General features: G+C 53.9%; 19 protein-coding genes and 1 rRNA gene. 13 read left to right on the top strand and 7 right to left on the bottom strand.

What is annotated here, in order from left to right; all coding sequences use genetic code 11:
- Window positions 1–82: 82 nt before the first annotated feature.
- The gene (gene asd, locus G462_RS0101625) at window positions 83–1,192 is read left to right on the top strand and encodes an aspartate-semialdehyde dehydrogenase (RefSeq protein ID WP_026957426.1); all 1,110 of its coding nucleotides are present in this window, start codon (window positions 83–85) and stop codon (window positions 1,190–1,192) included.
- 68 nt (window positions 1,193–1,260) lie between these two features.
- On the opposite strand, the gene G462_RS21455 is transcribed toward asd, so the two are convergent.
- Entirely contained in the window at window positions 1,261–1,587 is a 327-nt protein-coding gene (locus tag G462_RS21455) for a GlcG/HbpS family heme-binding protein (RefSeq protein ID WP_281171846.1), read from the bottom strand.
- A 334-nt stretch (window positions 1,588–1,921) separates the two neighbouring features.
- On the opposite strand from G462_RS21455, the gene G462_RS0101615 reads away from it, so the two are divergent.
- Together G462_RS0101615 and G462_RS0101610 are read left to right on the top strand one after the other, a co-directional pair.
- Window positions 1,922–2,203 carry a hypothetical protein gene (locus G462_RS0101615; RefSeq protein WP_157378532.1) on the top strand — a complete coding sequence of 94 codons (282 nt, stop codon included), beginning with the start codon at window positions 1,922–1,924 and terminating at the stop codon, window positions 2,201–2,203.
- A gap of 42 nt (window positions 2,204–2,245) precedes the next feature.
- Window positions 2,246–3,268 (top strand): GGDEF domain-containing protein, encoded by a 1,023-nt coding sequence (locus G462_RS0101610; protein ID WP_026957424.1) that lies wholly within the window; start codon window positions 2,246–2,248, stop codon window positions 3,266–3,268.
- Between the two features lie 4 nt (window positions 3,269–3,272).
- On the opposite strand, the gene G462_RS0101605 is transcribed toward G462_RS0101610, so the two are convergent.
- Window positions 3,273–3,962: a hypothetical protein gene (locus G462_RS0101605; RefSeq protein WP_026957423.1), complete on the bottom strand. Its 690-nt coding sequence runs from the start codon at window positions 3,960–3,962 to the stop codon at window positions 3,273–3,275.
- A 135-nt stretch (window positions 3,963–4,097) separates the two neighbouring features.
- On the opposite strand from G462_RS0101605, the gene G462_RS0101600 reads away from it, so the two are divergent.
- From G462_RS0101600 to G462_RS0101580, 5 genes are all read left to right on the top strand, one after another.
- Entirely contained in the window at window positions 4,098–4,910 is an 813-nt protein-coding gene (locus tag G462_RS0101600; RefSeq protein WP_026957422.1) for a hypothetical protein, read from the top strand.
- A gap of 16 nt (window positions 4,911–4,926) precedes the next feature.
- A complete protein-coding gene (locus G462_RS0101595; protein ID WP_026957421.1) occupies window positions 4,927–5,958 on the top strand; it encodes an oxidoreductase in 1,032 nt (343 codons plus the stop codon).
- A 61-nt stretch (window positions 5,959–6,019) separates the two neighbouring features.
- The gene (locus tag G462_RS0101590) at window positions 6,020–6,724 is read left to right on the top strand and encodes a sulfite exporter TauE/SafE family protein (protein WP_026957420.1); all 705 of its coding nucleotides are present in this window, start codon (window positions 6,020–6,022) and stop codon (window positions 6,722–6,724) included.
- Window positions 6,725–6,779: 55 nt separating this feature from the next.
- Entirely contained in the window at window positions 6,780–7,205 is a 426-nt protein-coding gene (locus G462_RS0101585; protein ID WP_026957419.1) for a secondary thiamine-phosphate synthase enzyme YjbQ, read from the top strand.
- A gap of 111 nt (window positions 7,206–7,316) precedes the next feature.
- A complete protein-coding gene (locus tag G462_RS0101580; RefSeq protein ID WP_026957418.1) occupies window positions 7,317–8,243 on the top strand; it encodes a LysR substrate-binding domain-containing protein in 927 nt (308 codons plus the stop codon).
- 2 nt (window positions 8,244–8,245) lie between these two features.
- On the opposite strand, the gene focA is transcribed toward G462_RS0101580, so the two are convergent.
- Together focA and G462_RS0101570 are read right to left on the bottom strand one after the other, a co-directional pair.
- Window positions 8,246–9,679, bottom strand: a complete 1,434-nt coding sequence (gene focA, locus G462_RS21450) for a formate transporter FocA (protein WP_051326459.1) — start codon at window positions 9,677–9,679, stop codon at window positions 8,246–8,248.
- A gap of 175 nt (window positions 9,680–9,854) precedes the next feature.
- Window positions 9,855–10,166 (bottom strand): GIY-YIG nuclease family protein, encoded by a 312-nt coding sequence (locus tag G462_RS0101570; protein WP_245579514.1) that lies wholly within the window; start codon window positions 10,164–10,166, stop codon window positions 9,855–9,857.
- A 168-nt stretch (window positions 10,167–10,334) separates the two neighbouring features.
- Here G462_RS0101570 and G462_RS0101565 point away from each other — a divergent pair, with 168 nt between their 5' ends.
- On the top strand, window positions 10,335–11,006 hold the full coding sequence (locus G462_RS0101565; RefSeq protein WP_026957416.1) for an AAA family ATPase: 672 nt from the start codon (window positions 10,335–10,337) through the stop codon (window positions 11,004–11,006).
- Here the strand turns inward: G462_RS0101565 and G462_RS0101560 are convergent.
- Together G462_RS0101560 and G462_RS0101555 are read right to left on the bottom strand one after the other, a co-directional pair.
- On the bottom strand, window positions 11,003–11,335 hold the full coding sequence (locus G462_RS0101560) for an MGMT family protein (protein WP_342664469.1): 333 nt from the start codon (window positions 11,333–11,335) through the stop codon (window positions 11,003–11,005). The genes G462_RS0101565 and G462_RS0101560 overlap by 4 nt on opposite strands.
- Window positions 11,320–11,721 (bottom strand): SMI1/KNR4 family protein, encoded by a 402-nt coding sequence (locus G462_RS0101555; protein WP_026957414.1) that lies wholly within the window; start codon window positions 11,719–11,721, stop codon window positions 11,320–11,322. Before G462_RS0101555 ends, G462_RS0101560 begins: the two co-directional genes overlap by 16 nt.
- Before the next feature lie 96 nt (window positions 11,722–11,817).
- Between G462_RS0101555 and G462_RS21445 the strand changes: the two genes are divergently transcribed.
- The 4 genes from G462_RS21445 (at window position 11,818) to G462_RS21435 (ending at window position 15,128) form a co-directional block, all read left to right on the top strand.
- Window positions 11,818–12,321, top strand: a complete 504-nt coding sequence (locus G462_RS21445; RefSeq protein ID WP_035476424.1) for a cupin domain-containing protein — start codon at window positions 11,818–11,820, stop codon at window positions 12,319–12,321.
- The gene (locus G462_RS21440; protein WP_051326458.1) at window positions 12,318–13,244 is read left to right on the top strand and encodes a Gfo/Idh/MocA family oxidoreductase; all 927 of its coding nucleotides are present in this window, start codon (window positions 12,318–12,320) and stop codon (window positions 13,242–13,244) included. The genes G462_RS21445 and G462_RS21440 overlap by 4 nt, the downstream gene beginning before the upstream one ends.
- A 21-nt stretch (window positions 13,245–13,265) precedes the next feature.
- A complete protein-coding gene (locus G462_RS0101540) occupies window positions 13,266–13,910 on the top strand; it encodes an alpha/beta hydrolase (RefSeq protein WP_026957413.1) in 645 nt (214 codons plus the stop codon).
- A 120-nt stretch (window positions 13,911–14,030) separates the two neighbouring features.
- Entirely contained in the window at window positions 14,031–15,128 is a 1,098-nt protein-coding gene (locus G462_RS21435) for an acyltransferase family protein (protein ID WP_051326457.1), read from the top strand.
- Between the two features lie 380 nt (window positions 15,129–15,508).
- Here the strand turns inward: G462_RS21435 and rrf are convergent.
- Window positions 15,509–15,624, bottom strand: a 5S ribosomal RNA gene (gene rrf, locus G462_RS0101530).
- Between the last annotated feature and the right edge of the window lie 218 nt (window positions 15,625–15,842).

Here is a 15,842-nt window from a genome sequence, read left to right as displayed (position 1 = left end):
CTAGCAATTCCCACGTTGCCAGTGGTAGATTGAAAGGTCACACAACATGCATACACACATAATTTAAGGATAAGCAGTCGTCATGAAAGTAGGTTTGATTGGCTGGCGCGGAATGGTGGGTTCCGTGCTCATGCAGCGGATGCGAGAGGAGCAAGACTTTGCTCATATCGATCCTGTGTTCTTCAGTACTTCTCAGGTAGGTATTCCTGGCCCAGATGTAGGCAAGGGAAGCACCACATTGGAAGATGCCTTCGACATCACCAGCCTGAGCAAGATGGACACCATCATTACCTGCCAAGGCGGCGACTACACCAAAGACGTTTACCCTAAGCTGCGCGAAAGCGGCTGGCAGGGTTACTGGATTGATGCCGCATCGGCCCTGCGTATGCAAGACGAAGCGATTATCGTGCTCGACCCAGTCAACCGTGGCGTGATCGATCAAGCCCTAAGCGCGGGCAGCAAGACCTTCGTCGGCGGTAACTGCACCGTATCACTGCTGCTGATGGCCATCGGCGGTCTGTTCGAGAAAGACTTGGTGGAGTGGGTAAGCCCAATGACCTATCAAGCCGCCTCTGGTGCCGGTGCCCGTAACATGCGCGAGCTGATCTCACAAATGGGCGTACTGCGCGATGAAGTTGCCGAGCAACTGACCGACCCCGCGTCAGCCATTCTCGACATCGACAAGAAAGTGGCCGAGACCATGCGCAGCGAAGACTTCCCAACCGACCAGTTCGGTGTTCCTCTGGCAGGCAGCCTGATCCCATGGATTGATGTGCCAGTAGCCAGCGGCCAGAGCAAGGAAGAGTGGAAAGCCCAGGTAGAAGCCAACAAGATCTTGGGCACCTCTGATAACCAAACCCCTATCGACGGTATCTGCGTTCGCGTAGGTGCGATGCGCTGCCACAGCCAAGCGCTAACCATCAAGCTCAAGCAAGATGTAGCGGTGGAAGAGATCGAGAAAATTATCGCCGAGCACAACGACTGGGTGAAAGTGATTCCCAACGAGCGCGACATCACCGCCCTAGAACTTAGCCCGACCAAGGTTACCGGTACCCTGAGCATTCCGGTAGGCCGTATCCGTAAGCTGGCCATGGGTCCTGAGTACGTTGCCGCGTTCACCGTGGGCGATCAGCTACTATGGGGCGCTGCCGAGCCGCTGCGTCGGATGCTCCGCATCCTGCTAGAGAAGTAATCTCCAGCACCAATAGACACCAAAAAGCCCGCGCATAGCGGGCTTTTTATTAGCTGAAACTCGCGCTGCTACTGCAATCGCTGCACATCGATGGCCTGCGACGCCAAGGCTTCATCTTCTTCCTCGCTTAGCCCTGAGACACCGATCGCGCCCACACACTGCTCATCGACGAAGATCGGAAGGCCGCCCTTAAAACCGGTTACCCGCGCATCGTTCCAGTAACCCATGTCTTTGCCGGTATCGCGCGCCCATTGTCCGAGGTTGCCCGATGGCTGACGTTCTCTGGCTGCGGTATAGGTTTTGTTTTGCGCTAAATGGATCGACGGCAAGCCCACGCCATCGTGGCGAGTAAATGCCATCAGTTCGCCATGGCTATCGACGACTGCAACCGCTATCGCTTACTGATTTTGTTGGGCGAGCTGCAGGGCAATTTGACAAAGTTGCAATGCTTGCTGAGAACTTAGCATGGTATTTCCTTATAGTGGTGTTGATCTTTCCCGCGCCCATTCTACTCTGCATCAGCGGAGAATTTCTGCTCCTTTGGCCATATATTTACTAAGCTAATGATCGGGTTAGACAAGTGCGCGTTTGCTGCCGCCTTTAACGCCCAATACGAATGGATTAATACCAGTAAGTGCTTGTCTTTTAGAGGTAATTCTAAACCAGCCGGCTTAATTCGCCTGATTCACGGCGCACTGATTAAGCGGGCTCTTCAGCGGAGGATGGGTAATGAAATTAGCATGGTGTGTGGCAATGGCGAGCTTGGCCTTGGGCGCGTGTTCCTCACAATCGGACGGCCCTTCATCTGGTGTTTCCTATAATGCCAGCGATATGCAGGCTTGCCTTATCCTCGCGACTTTGGGAACCTCTAAAGAGCGCTGGGAGCAACAACAAGCGGAGTTCAGTCAGGTTAATCGCGAGCTAGGCGGCGACACGCTGCATATACTAGAGCTCAGCTATGACCAAGGCGACGAGCTGCTGGTCTCAGCCTACGCATGTCAGGATGGTTAACCCGAACACGCTTTAATGTTTCACCGCTAGACCGGAAGTTGTATGTCAGATCGCTTATTTGCCAAGGCAACGGCTGTACTTAAGAAGTCCGTTGCCTTGATGATGAAACACAAGATTGCTGCTACCCCGCATAACTACGCTCTTTGGTATCTCTATGTCGAGAACAACAAAGCCGAGTTAAAACAGGCCATGGAGCAAACCCTCGACACCTATCAGACGATTCCTCCTTCCCAAGGAGATCTGCTCTACAACCAGTTTATCGAGGAAGAGCAAAACCTTGAGGTTAAAGAAATGCGTCAGAACCTGGAAGCCATGGTGCAGGAGCTGCAGCACACCATGCGTGATACAGGTACCGACACTGCTAACTTCCAAAGCACCATCGACAGCAGCTTCGAAAAACTGGAGAACGCCGAGCGTGATGGCATGGCGCTGGATCAGGTTATGGACCTTGTCCGCCACCTGATCGATCAAGCCGCGACTATCCGCAAAAGCACCAACTTCTTTAATGAGCAGCTAAGCAGCGCCCAGGAAGAAATTTCCAAGCTGAAAGACCAGCTCAAGCAAACCGAAGTGCAAGCCATGCACGATGCCCTGACCGGCATCTATAACCGTCGCGCTTTCGATCTCGATTACCAGCAACTCCTGCAACATAAGCGCGAGTTTGCGGTAATCGCCTGCGATATCGACCATTTCAAGGCATTTAACGATAACTACGGGCATGTGCTCGGCGATCAAGTGCTAAAGGTGGTAGCCAAGCGCTTAAGTGAGGGCTGCCGCGAAGGCATGAAGATTTATCGCTATGGCGGTGAAGAGTTTATGATTCTGATGCCCGATGCCGATCTGCGTAAAGCCCGCTACCTGGCAGAAACCATGCGCCGGGCAATTGAAAAGCTATCGCTCAAAGACCGCCGCGCCAATCGCCAGATCAAGAACATCACCACCTCCTTTGGGGTGGCGGTTTTCGACAAATTGTCACCGAAACGCTCGCCGGTCGAAGAGGCTGACAAACAGCTTTACGAGGCCAAGCGACTCGGGCGCAACCGGGTGATGCCAATCCTCAACTAGTGATTTAGTTTGTCAAGCTAGCTGCCTCAACCGGCGGCTTGCTTAGCATCGCCACCAACAGGCTAAAGAAACACAGCACAATGTTAAACAAGGGGATCTGCAGGTTTAGCGGCATGGTGTAGACAATCGCCACTGCCGGTATCCAGATCAGCCAGTTGGTCAACACCATACTCAGCACTTTTTGCTGCCAGAAACGGCGGTTTAGCTCCCGCCCCATACCCCGAAAGACAAAGCCGCGATCCTTCCAGTGATAGACCAGAGCGATACCCGGAATCGACCATAGTGCGGCGTAGATAAACTGATCCACCGCCACCTTGGTGGCTACGGTTTGCCAGTCTGCCCCTTCGCCAAACACCCGCGCCTGCCACTGGTACACCAAATCAACCTCTACCCCTTTGTAAGCCCATAGCAGCCCCAAACAGAGAATCTGCGGCCAGATACGCCCGCTCACCTGACCACTCCAATAAGCAATCGCGAAGGGGATTAGCCCGCCAAACAGCGCGGTGGCGACAGCGCTAAAACGCCATTGGTACTGCGCCTTAAGCGATGCGAGTTGGTCAAATGCTAACTGCGCGGCAGGCCAGTGGAAGTAGCTAAGCGCCAACATCAGGGCAAACAGCTGTAGCAAAATTCCCGGTATCAGGTTGCTACGCAGCGCCTGTTGAATATCATGGATTAGCGAGCGATTGAGCATAGTCTCTCCTTGTATAGTCGCTCCAAGATACGCAAAATCCTCCCCAACAAGGATTGTGATTTTTAGATTGTTGCTAGTGTTTTTTGTTGTTGATTTCTACGACACCGCTGCGGCATGGAATAATGGAAGAATCTGATGTGGAAAGTATTCGCGGCCGTAGTGTTGGTCATCGCAGTGGGTTTAGTGGGGCGGGTAGCCTTCCCACCACCAAGCGCTCAAGCACCGGTAAACAGCCCGTCGGCCCAGCTCACCCCGCTGGCTTATGGTGAGTTTCCGGCAACCCCGAGTGCGATAGTATGGCTAGAGCCACTGCAGCAGTGGTGGATTAGCAGCGCCCTGCCCCAAGATAAGCTAGCCAATCAAAATTCCATGCTCTATCGTTTTGACGCCCAGCTCTCCACCAGCGATAGCGTGCCGCTGCCCGCCTCTGGCAATGTCAGCGATTTCAGCATCATCGACCAGCAGTTGGCCGCCCTCGACGGACAGGGGCGCTTTCTGCTGTTTGGCGACTATGCCACCTCTCGCTTAGCCCATCGCCGCAAGCTGCTGCGCGATGGCCTGTCCCATCAGCTCGCCGCGTTTGCCTGGCTTGCAGAATCGCAACAACTGATTGCCTGTGAGCAGCAAGGCAAGCGCCTGTGCTACCTGTTTGATCGCGAGCTGAAACTGCAGAAAACCCTCGAGCTGCCACCGCTAAGCAATGGCGACAGTAGCTACAGCATCGATAGCTTGGCGGTCCACCGTGGCACCTTACTGGGCTTAAGCCGCAGCCACCAGCTGTTGATAGAGATTAGCTCCCTTGCCAACCCGGCATTACGGCCCTACTTGCTGCCGTTAGATAATGACGAGCGGGCATTGTCACTCACCACCCAGGATCAACAACTGGTTTTGCTGACTGTAAATAATCGGCAAACTGATGGCGTTAAGCTTTGGACTATAGACAGATAAACAACGGGAGCTTCGCATGTTAAACGCAGCCATTGTCGGCTTTGGCCTATCAGGGCGGGTATTCCATGCCCCCTTACTCAGTGCCAGTGAGGATTTTCACCTAAGCACTATTGTCAGCAGTCAGCAGCAAGTCATTGCTGAGCTCTATCCAGATGCCAAAACCGCCAGCTTTGAGGCGCTACTGGCAGACCCAACCATCGACCTGGTGGTGATTGCCACCCCCAACGATCTGCATGCGCCTTTTGCCCAGCAAGCCTTGTTGGCCGGTAAGCATGTGGTAGTAGAAAAACCGGTCGCCATTCAAAGTGAAGAGTGTCAGGTGTTGGCAGAGCTTGCCGAGCAGCAGCAACGCTGTTTAAGCATCTTCCATAACCGCCGCTGGGATGGCGACTTTCAGACCATTAAGCAGCTTTTGGACGAGCAAAAACTGGGGCAGTTGCACACCTACAAGACCCACTTTCACCGCTACCGCCCTCAGGTTAAGCAGCGCTGGAAGGAGCAAGCCTCCGCCGGCGGTGGGGTACTTTACGACTTGGGCGCCCATTTGCTCGATCAGGCGCTGTGCCTGTTCGGCCTGCCAGAGCGCCTGTCTGCCCAGGTAAAAGCCCTACGCAGCGGTGCGCAAGCACCGGATTTCTTTGATATTCAGTTGTACTATCCGGGGCTGAACGTACAACTTAGCTGCAACTCATTGGTGGTTGAGCCCGGCCCTCGCTATGAACTGCATGGCGCTCTGGGCTCCTACGCCAAGTGGGGCACCGATCCCCAAGAGTCGCAACTTGCCGCTGGCCTGTCACCCAATGCCAAGCACTTTGGCAAAGACGTGCAGCGCAGTGAGTGTCACCTCGCCAATAAGGCCTTGGTGCATCAAAAGATGCAACGCGGCAACTACCCGGCGTTTTATCAAAATGTCGCAGCCGCAATCCGCGGCGAAGCACCGTTGGAGGTGACCATTGAGCAAGCCCGCTTGGTGATCTATCTCATCGAGTTGGCGATGCAAAGTGAAGCCGAAGGGAGCCGCCCGCTGGCCGTGGCAAAGCCTGCTTAGATCAATACCTTAAAACAGAAAGCTGTTATCCTGATCACAGTCTATCTAGTGGTTATTAGTCGTGATTTCGTTAGCTGCTTTCTGTTTAGTTTTCCTTGGCGCATTAGTGCAGTACACCGTTGGCTTTGGCATGGCGGTGGTAGCAGCTCCGCTACTGTTCTTGCTCTCTCCCATCTATGTACCCGGCCCACTGGTTATCCTCGCGCTGGTTGTCTCAATCCTGAGCAGCTATGAGAACCGCAAGAATATCTCCTTAGGCGGCCTGAAAGCGGCGCTTATTGGTCGACTACCTGGCTCTATTGTCGGTGGTGTCTTGCTCACGCAGATTGATGTCGCCGAACTATCGCTATGGCTTGGCGTAGCGGTGCTAATCGCCGTAGTAATCAGCTTGTTACCATTTCGGGTTAATCCCACCCCAAGGAGGCTGGCCGTAGCTGGCTTTCTATCCGGCTTTATGGGTACCAGTACCTCAATTGGAGGCCCGCCGATGGCGCTGCTGATGCAGCATCAACAGGCCGACCTGCTGCGGGCTAACTTGGCGGCGTTCTTCCTGGCCAGTAGCCTGATGTCTTTGGCGGTCCAGATCCCTACTGGTTATATGAGCTGGCAACACCTGATGGCAAGCTTGCCGCTCATCCCGGCGGTAATTCTGGCATCACGGGCTTCCAAGAAAGTGCGCCGTTGGCTTCCTCCGGAGCAGATGCGCTATTGGTCGTTGGGGCTTTGTGCTATATCAGGGTTAACCGCGATTATCGCTTCATTCTAGGAGCGCAGCTCCTGAAGATTTGCGTAACCCTATCCGATCAAAGGAACCTATAGCCATGTGGCAACAACATAGCTTCAGCTTAAAGCCTCGCGCCCGAGGCTTTCACTTGATAACCGACGAGGTGAGCAGACACCTTTCCATGCTCTCAAACTACCAAGTGGGCCTGTGTCAATTGACCTTACTGCACACCAGCGCCAGCCTGACCCTGAATGAGAACGCCGACCCCAGCGTGCGTAGCGACATGGAAGCCCACTTCCTGCGACTAGCGCCAGAGAACGCACCTTACTATCAGCACACCTATGAAGGTGCCGACGATATGCCCGCCCATATCAAGAGCAGTCTACTCGGCGTTAGCCTCAGCCTACCGATCCGCGACGGTCAGTTTGCCTTGGGTACCTGGCAGGGTATCTACTTGGGCGAACACCGCAACCACGGCGGCTCCCGCAGAATCATTGCTACAATCAATGGTGAGCAGTATTAAGCTCTACCCCTGCGCAAGATCACATTAGAAAGCCCCGAATTCACCCCATCTAATTTTCCTTTAGCTTACCATCAATTATATTGATGGTTTTTAGCTTGGATTTTGCCGAATATGCGTAAATATACCCTCAAACAGCTAAGTGTTTTTGATGCGGTTGCCAGCGCAGAGAGCGTCAGTGATGCCGCCAAAGCATTGTCGATGACCCAATCGGCAGTGAGCATGTCTTTGCAGCAGCTGGAAAAGCAGCTTGATCGGCAACTCTTTGAAAGAAGAGGGAATCGTCTGGTATTGAGTCATTGGGGCAACTGGCTCAGGCCGCGCGCCAAACAGCTGCTGCAATCTGCCGATGAGATTGTCTCTGGGCTGCATCATCAGCATGTACTTAGCGGCGCGATTCGGGTTTGTGCCAGCCAAACCGCGGCTGAACATTTATTGCCAACCCTAATCAGTAAGATTGATAGTGACTTTCCCGATATTCATATCGAGCTCACCTCGGCCAATAGCGACCGAGTGATCGAGAGCCTGCTCGATTTCGAGTCCGACCTAGGTGTTATCGAAGGTTGGCTGAGCGACGACCCCAGGCTACATCGCGAAGCCTGGCTGGATGACCACTTGGTCATCATCGCTTCGCCTCATCACCCCTATGCCGGCTATGAGCAAGTATCGTTGTCGCAGTTAGAGCAGGCCCAGTGGATATTGCGCTCATCTGGCGCAGGCACCCGACGCACCTTTAATGGCGCGGTGCAAGGTAAGCTGGAAACAGTTAACGTATGGCGAGAGTACGACAGCGTGGCGGTTATCAAAGCGCTCGTAGCGAACGGCCCCTACCTAAGCTGCATTCCCTACTTTGATGCGGCCAACGATGTGGAGGCTGAACGATTGGTGATTATCAACACGCCGGAGCTGGACTTGCATCGCAGTATCTCGTTTATCTGGCGGAATGACAGTTTGGAGAGTCCGATAAGAGAGGGGATATTGCGGGAAGCCCGGCGGCTGGTGCGCCGCCGGGGTAATTGGCCAGCTAACTCAGGTTTGTAGACCTAGGCGGCTTGGCCTTCTTTGGCAACCTCTTTGCCGCGGCTGATAAATGCAGCCAGCTCCGAACGGCGAAGCATCCCGAGCAGTCGACCGTTCTCAACAACCGGATACTGGCTAGGCATATGGGAGGCCGCTTCCAACAGGCGTTGCTCAAAGCTTTGTGGTTCATGACTCATTAAGAAGCCACCACCGTTAACTGGGTAAAGCTTGTCTTTGTTCACAATCATCAACTCGAGCACCTCAATCAGGCTCTCGTTGGGTGATAACACCTTGGTCTTGCGTTTTACCAAGCTCTCCACGGTGGTGCTAGAGTCTTGATCGAACTCTTCTGACCACCATAGGCGCAGCAGGTCTTGCTCGCTCAAAAAGCCCAGGTAGCTGCCGTCTTCAGCGACAACTGGCGCACCGCGTAGACGGTAATCAACCAACTGGCTAAGCGCCTGTTTGACGGTAATATCTTGGTTAAGGGCAAACGGATTCTCTTCCATAAGATCCGCAACAAGGGTTGAAGATAAACGCTGATACATAAATGAGTACTCCTCAAGCGGATTGGATGAAAGTGCATTAGCAGCACTCGGTTTTTTGTGGCCACTGGCTTGTTCCACATACCAGTTACCCAGCCCGATAAACACCGCGCCACCTACAATATTGCCCAAGGTGACCGGGATCAGGTTGTGCATAACAAAGTGCAGCCAGGTCAGATCGGCGTAATGCGCAATCTCGACCCCTTCGCCCAGATTCAGATAGCTGCCTGACAGGCTGCGGGTCATAATGCCCAGTGGCACCATGAACATGTTGGCAATGCTGTGCTCAAAGCCGGTGCTGACAAACATCGCCACTGGCAGAATCAGCATCAGACTTTTCGCCCACGACTCTTTGCAGGTAAAGGTCATCCAAATACCTAAGCAAACCAGCATGTTACAAAGCAGACCCAAGCTAAATGCCTGCAGCCAGCTATGGTGAATCTTATGTTGAGCGATGTTCAGTACATTGACGCCCCAGGCACCGGCATGTAGCTCTGGCAACTTAGCCATTAGCACCAAGGCCAACATCACAAAGGCACCAATCAGGTTGCCCAGATAGACTCGCGCCCAGCAGGTCAGCAAGTCACGTCCGCGAACATGCCCTTCCGCCCAAGCGACCGAGCTCAGCACGGTGCTGGTAAACAGCTCTCCACCACAGACCACAACCAGCATCAGCCCCAAGCTAAACGCCAGCCCACCGGCCAGACGCGTCATACCCCATGGCATGGTCGCTGCACCGGTGGTCACCGTGGTGTAGAAAATGAAGGCAATCGCGATGAATACGCCGGCAAAGACCGCCAAGCCAAGCGACTGAGCTTTGGCTTTTGCCACTTTGGCGCTGCCATAGCTCGCTGCATCTTCAACCAGACTGGTTGCTGCAGCTTTAGGAAAACGATGAATTTTAGCAGACACGACCCACTCCCCTGCTCGCCACTTCCAGAGAACTCACATCAGGTAAGTTACTGAGCGGCAATTGTTACCGGAGTAGCAGTCTATTGAATTCAGCAATAATTAATATCTGATAATTTTCATAGTGAATATCAATTTAATTGATTCTGGAGAGGGTAGCGGCAGCTAGCAATAAAACTCAATCAAGCACCACCAACTCATCCAATGCCGCGGTTCCCGCAACCAACGACTCCTTGCAGCGCTTGGGTAGTCGTTTGATCCGGTACTCGTAACGGGCGGCTTGGGATTTACTGCCCACCTTTTGTTGAAACACCAATAACAGTGGCCCCTTTCCCTTGAGAAACTTCGCACCTTGGCTGGCGTGTTGATGAGAGTGAAAGCGTCGCTCGACATCGTTAGTGATGCCTGTATATAGATGCCCATGGCGGGTACGAATCATATACACGCTCCAGTTCTCCTCACTGCAGCGAACCACCGAATCTTGCGTCAATTTGCCCTCTATTTGTGTAGAAATAACTAAAAATCAAACAATTCACTTGCCATTAAGTACTTGTTATTGCTTAAATATCCGCCATCCTACCAAACATAGGTGGGAGCGACTAACTTACAAAAAAAGCAGAGCCCTATCTCATGAAGATGGGGGCCCCAAGGACTTACAATGATAATACTTGTTGGCGGGGAGAAGGGTGGTACCGGAAAGACCAGCCTCTCACAGAACCTTGCCGCTTGTTTGCAACTGCGCACCCAAAGCCGGGTGGCGTTGGTCGATTGCGATCCCCAGCGCTGCACATCGCAATGGGAGCAAGCACGGCAACAACTATCACTACCGAAAATCGATTGCGTACAACTCTACGGTAATATCGGCAACGATCTGGCCAGCCTGCAACGCAGCTATGGCATCGTGATCGTCGATTGCGGCAGCAGCGATCAGCGTGCCCTCCGCTCCAGCTTTATGGTGGCCGACTATGCCCTGTTGCCACTGCGCCCCAAGTTGGGCGACCTGCGCACCCTCTCTCAACTCAACGAGCTAATCTATACCTGCAAGTTGGTTAATCGCAAGCTCAAGCATGCCATTGTGCTCACCCAATGCCCGGTCGCCACGCCCCTGCAAGCGCGCCTTGCCGATGCGATCCAGGTGTGTCGCGACAACGGGGTCAAGCTGTTGTCTGCCGCCACCCATGAACTGGACATCTACGACGACTGCCAGGCCTCGGGCTATAGCGTGGGGGAGCTGGAACCTGATGGGCATGCTGCCCAAGAGATCGAAGCTATTGCCGAAGAACTGTTAATGGAGCTGGAGCTGTTGCCAGAGATGGAACAGGTTAGCTAACCGCCCTGCCACAGATAGTCTTTGAGCCGGACCTTCGCGCCGATAAACACCACGCCCTCTTCTTCCAAGTGCGCGCGTTGGCGTAAATAGGCATCTGAGCCCTTGGGAAAAGACAGCTCACCCTTGGCGTTGATCACCCGAAACCAAGGAAGCCGGCTGTCTTTGGGCAATTGTTTGAGGCAGCGCCCGACCGCTCGGGCCATCCGTGGGTAGCCGGCCATCTCGGCGACCTTACCGTAGGTACACACTTGGCCGGCGGGGATATTGGCAATCACCAGATAAAAGCGCTGCAGGTATTCGGGCTGGCTCATGCTTAGCTGATCAGCCACACTTCCATGGCCCAGTCCCAGATGGTTTCCCACTTGGGCTCGACATCATCAAAGCCCTGCCACAGGCCAATCTGGTTGTCTTCGCGGATAACGTAGTAGTCCTCGCCCCGCTGGCAGATCGGGATAAGATGGCGTGGCACGCCTTGACTCCAGGCCTCGGCCGCCACCTCGGGCAGGTAGGTATGCATATTCGGATCGGCAATGGTCACCGGCTCCAAACTGCCAATCACCAGGTTGCTTACCGTAAGCTGAAAGGTACGTAAGTCGCTAGGCATCGCCATCAGAAGCTGTTCCTCAACCTCAACCAACTGCACCTCATTTGGCAACTCCATGGGATAGTCGCCACTTTGATCGGCCGCTTTTAGCTCATCTATTTCATCAAACATGTTATTTCTCAACGCTTAGTGCTGGGCTAAGTTTAGCTTTATGCGGGTTTGATAAAAAGGCATGATAGCGGCACGTTCGCTTAGCCCTTGGCGTCTATGAAGAATTCCAGTCCACACTTTAGCGCAGAGCAGTTCCACCACGGCGATGCGCCCGTTTTTAGCGGTACCGATCCACAGTTTAAACGTGATGCAGAGATCAGCCGGGTGAGCTATCAGGCTGCGCACCATAACCCCGCCGCCCCCAGCGGCCAGCAAGGCAGCGGTGCGCTCGTTGGTAAGTGGCTCTATTGCGAAGAACCGGGTAAAGCCGAAGGCCTGCTCAAAAGTGGCGTAGAGCTGTTTATGGACTCCCACCTCGAGCCCCATGCGGTGATTGGCTTGCACCAGCATCACGATACCGAAGAGCTCTACTACCTACTGGAGGGTAGCCTCACCATCACCTTGTATGATCAACAGCAGCAACGATGCGTTGAGTTATTGCCCGGGGATTGTCACTGCATCCTGTGCGGTCAGGCCCATGCGGTGAGCGCAGGCGAGCACGGAGCACGCTTTATGGTGGTGGCTGCTAAGGTGGCGACCAAGGCGCCAAACCAAGCATGAGCAAGGTCATTCGCAGCGCCGCGATTATCGGCAGCAACTGGGGATTAACCTACCTGCGACCGCTGCGCGAGCGCGGCATTCAGCCCAAGCTGTTAGTCGGCCAAGATCCCACTCAACTGGCCGTTATCGCCAAGCGCGAAGGCTTTAGCGGCTATAGCACCGATGTCGTTGATGCGCTGGATTGCGATCTGGTGATTGTAGCCAGCCCGGCAGATAGCCATAGCGCTATCCTCAGCCAATTGGACGGCCCCTCATTGATCTGCGAGAAGCCACTGCTCGGAACGCGCAGCCCGCAACACTCACTACCCGCCCATGCTGACCAGCTGTGGGTGAACTATGCCTTCCCCCAATTGCAGACGGCCCAGCTGGCAGCGCAACACCTTGGCGAGCTTGGTACCGTGAGTAAGGTCAAGCTGCGCTCTGCGGTTAACTTGCCGCTGCAGTTTACCTTGGAACAATGGATACTTGAGACCAGCTCCCACCCTCTGGCTTGGCTGCTCCATCAGTTTGGTGAGCCCCGCTTGTTAAAGCGGCGCAGCTACGCGCGACAACTGGAGCTGCAGTTTGCCTGTGGCGATACCCAGCTAGAACTGAGCTTTAGCCTGAGCGGATTTGAAGGTATTTACCATCACCTAGAGCTAGTCGGTAGTAACGGTAGCATGCAGTTCTCCGGCTACTACTATCCCGGCCAAGCGTGGCAGTATCGTCCGGTCATCCTCAATGGGCGCCCTGTTAATCAAGGCGAGTACAGCGACAGTGATTGCTGGCTGGATGCCAATAACCGTAACGTGCAATTGATGATCGATCAGTTTGAGGGCCGCCTCAGCCGCGTTCAGGCGCGCCGCCAAGGGCTGTTTGATGTTGAGCGCGCACTCTGGTTAGATAAGCTCATGACCACTCCCAGCCCAGTCAGTCTGACTTAAGTTCATCGTAAGTAGCCAATCATGCTTGAATCCCTTGTTATCGAAAGCCAGCTACCCGCCGACAGTGCTTTTATCTGCCTGCATGGCTTGGGCGCAGCCCCTCAAGATGTTGCCCCTATCGCCAAGTTGCTTTCACCGGGCCTGCCCCGCACTCGCTTTATCTTTCCCGCAGCACCTTATCGCCGGGTAACCGCTAACGGCGGCTACGAGATGCGTGCTTGGTACGATATCCTGCGCTTTGAGCCGCAGAGAGAGCTCAATCATCAGCATATAGAGCAGATATCCCAGACAGTGCGTGAGCTGATTGTCCAGCAACGCAAACAAGGTATCGAGAAAGTGGTGCTGGCGGGCTTTTCCCAAGGCGGCGCGATCGCCTATCAAACGGCACTTTCTCACCCCGAGCTACTGGCAGGCCTAGTGGTTATGTCCAGCTACGTGCCCAGCGAGCTAAGCCGTTTCGATTCAAGCAAGCCCTTGCCCATCTTGATTCAACACGGCAGCGTAGACGATGTGGTAGCACCAGCGCTTGCCGACCATGCCAAACAACACCTCGAAGCATTGGGACTACAGCCAGAGCTGGAGCTTTATCCGATCAGCCATACCATCGGCCATCAGCAAATCAAATCGCTTGAGCGTTGGTTGCAGGCTACGTTAAGCGCAAGCTAACCCATTTGCAGAATGCAAACGCCATTCACAGCGTCACTTTATCGGTTGATTTTAAAAGTGTTTTAAGAACAGGAACGTGAATTGCTGTTGCCTAACCTGACGGTTTGTCCGGGAGGGAATATGCAGCAGCGCGTTCACTATATCGATGGCCTACGTGGCATAGCCATAATGTTGGTTATCGGCTTCCACGCCTATGCCCGCTGGCCGGAGTATCTCCCCTATGCCGACCTCTGGGCTGATGTCCCTGCATTTCAGTATGGCTACCTTGGGGTACAGTTATTTTTTGTTATCTCTGGCTACGTGATACTGCTGACGCTGGAACGCAGTACAACGGCTAGCGGCTTTATCGCAAAACGTTGGCTACGGCTGTTCCCGGCCATGCTGATAGCCTGTGCTCTAATCTTTGCTACCGCCCCGATAATTGGCCAAAGGCCCGGCGGCATGCCTCAGCTTTCTCAGTTAATCCCCAGCTTAAGCTTGATTGAACCCGCCTGGCTATCCCAGCTATTCGGTGGAGAATGGCACAGTATCGAAGGCGCGTTTTGGTCGCTCTATGTGGAGTTCAAATTCTACCTGTTGGCGGCGACTTGTTACTTCTTTATCGGTAAGCGCAGCTTAGTGCCGTTACTACTGAGTCTCTACGTGTTCGCGCTGCTCGCTGAAATCGCCTACCATTATTTCCCAAACTCGACCATAGCCTACTGCTACCAGCTAAGCCTACTTGGCTCGTGGCAATACTTCGCATGGTTCGCTGCTGGTGCTTTGTTTTATCAATCCACTCATGAGGCCGAAAACCACAGCCGTTTTGCCTTTGGCATCGCGGTATTGCTGCTCGCTGCGATAGCCTCCAGTCGCCTGAACACCGCCACGTTTATAGCCACAATGCTGGTGACTGGCCTATTTCCCGCAGCACTTAAGCTCAGCCTGCTTCAACGCGCCCTGTGCAGCGCACCACTGCTGTTTACCGGGTTTATCAGCTATCCGCTTTATCTGATCCACGAAAACGCATTGATTGCACTTACAGCCCACTTCGCTAGGTACGTCCCTGAACCTTATCAGGTGATAGTGCCCATCGGTGTTGTGGGGTGCTTAATGGCAGTCTCGTTTGTGATAGCCAGATATACCGAGCCATGGGTACGACGGGTGATTAGTGCCGGTTTTGGTGCGCTGCTTAGGTACATCGCGGATCTCAGGCACAAAGTGGTGAAGGAACGTTAGCCAGAGCTAGGCGCCGCTATAGCACGCAGGGCGAGGATGAAGACTAACCTATTGTGCTCATGGGGGAAGTCTGTCACTGAGTAAGATCTACTAGGTCACTTCACTGCGCGTGGTAATTCGGAGCCAATACCAGAGGTAACATCGAAGCCTGCCGTTCGGTTCGGTGCGCTGCGCCTCACATACACAAGGGGATTGATACGCCAAAGGCGCGCTCTTAAGAGCCAGTCTCTGTTCTATTGATATACCGCGAAGCCTTTCACATGGGGTTTGTTGCGCCATAGGCGCGCTCTTTACCTGCTTCCCCATGCAAAACTAGGTCAGTTTAGTGTGCGCTGAATGCAAAAAGGCCCCGCTCAATGAGCAGGGCCTTTTTATTGAGAGCCTGGCAGTGACCTACTTTCACATGGGGAAGCCCCACACTATCATCGGCGCAGTTGCGTTTCACTTCTGAGTTCGGCATGGAGTCAGGTGGTTCCACAACGCTATTGCCACCAGGCAAAAACTTGTCTCTTAGCTCGTCTGCTTTAGCGCCACAGCCGAGGTAATCATTCGAGAGGCAGGCATTATAACCAGCTAATCGGGAATTACAATCCCTATCGATAGGGGATAACTACACTTGTATTAGATGCTTTACAGGAATCAGCCATGTAGACCCGACATCCCCCTTGGTTAGAGGGAGGAACCCTCGCCTTAGCCCTAATAGCAGGCAGCCTC

This window comes from Aliagarivorans taiwanensis DSM 22990 (assembly GCF_000429505.1).
Lineage (GTDB): Bacteria > Pseudomonadota > Gammaproteobacteria > Enterobacterales > Celerinatantimonadaceae > Aliagarivorans > Aliagarivorans taiwanensis.
This window is presented reverse-complemented; position numbering and strand designations above follow the sequence as displayed.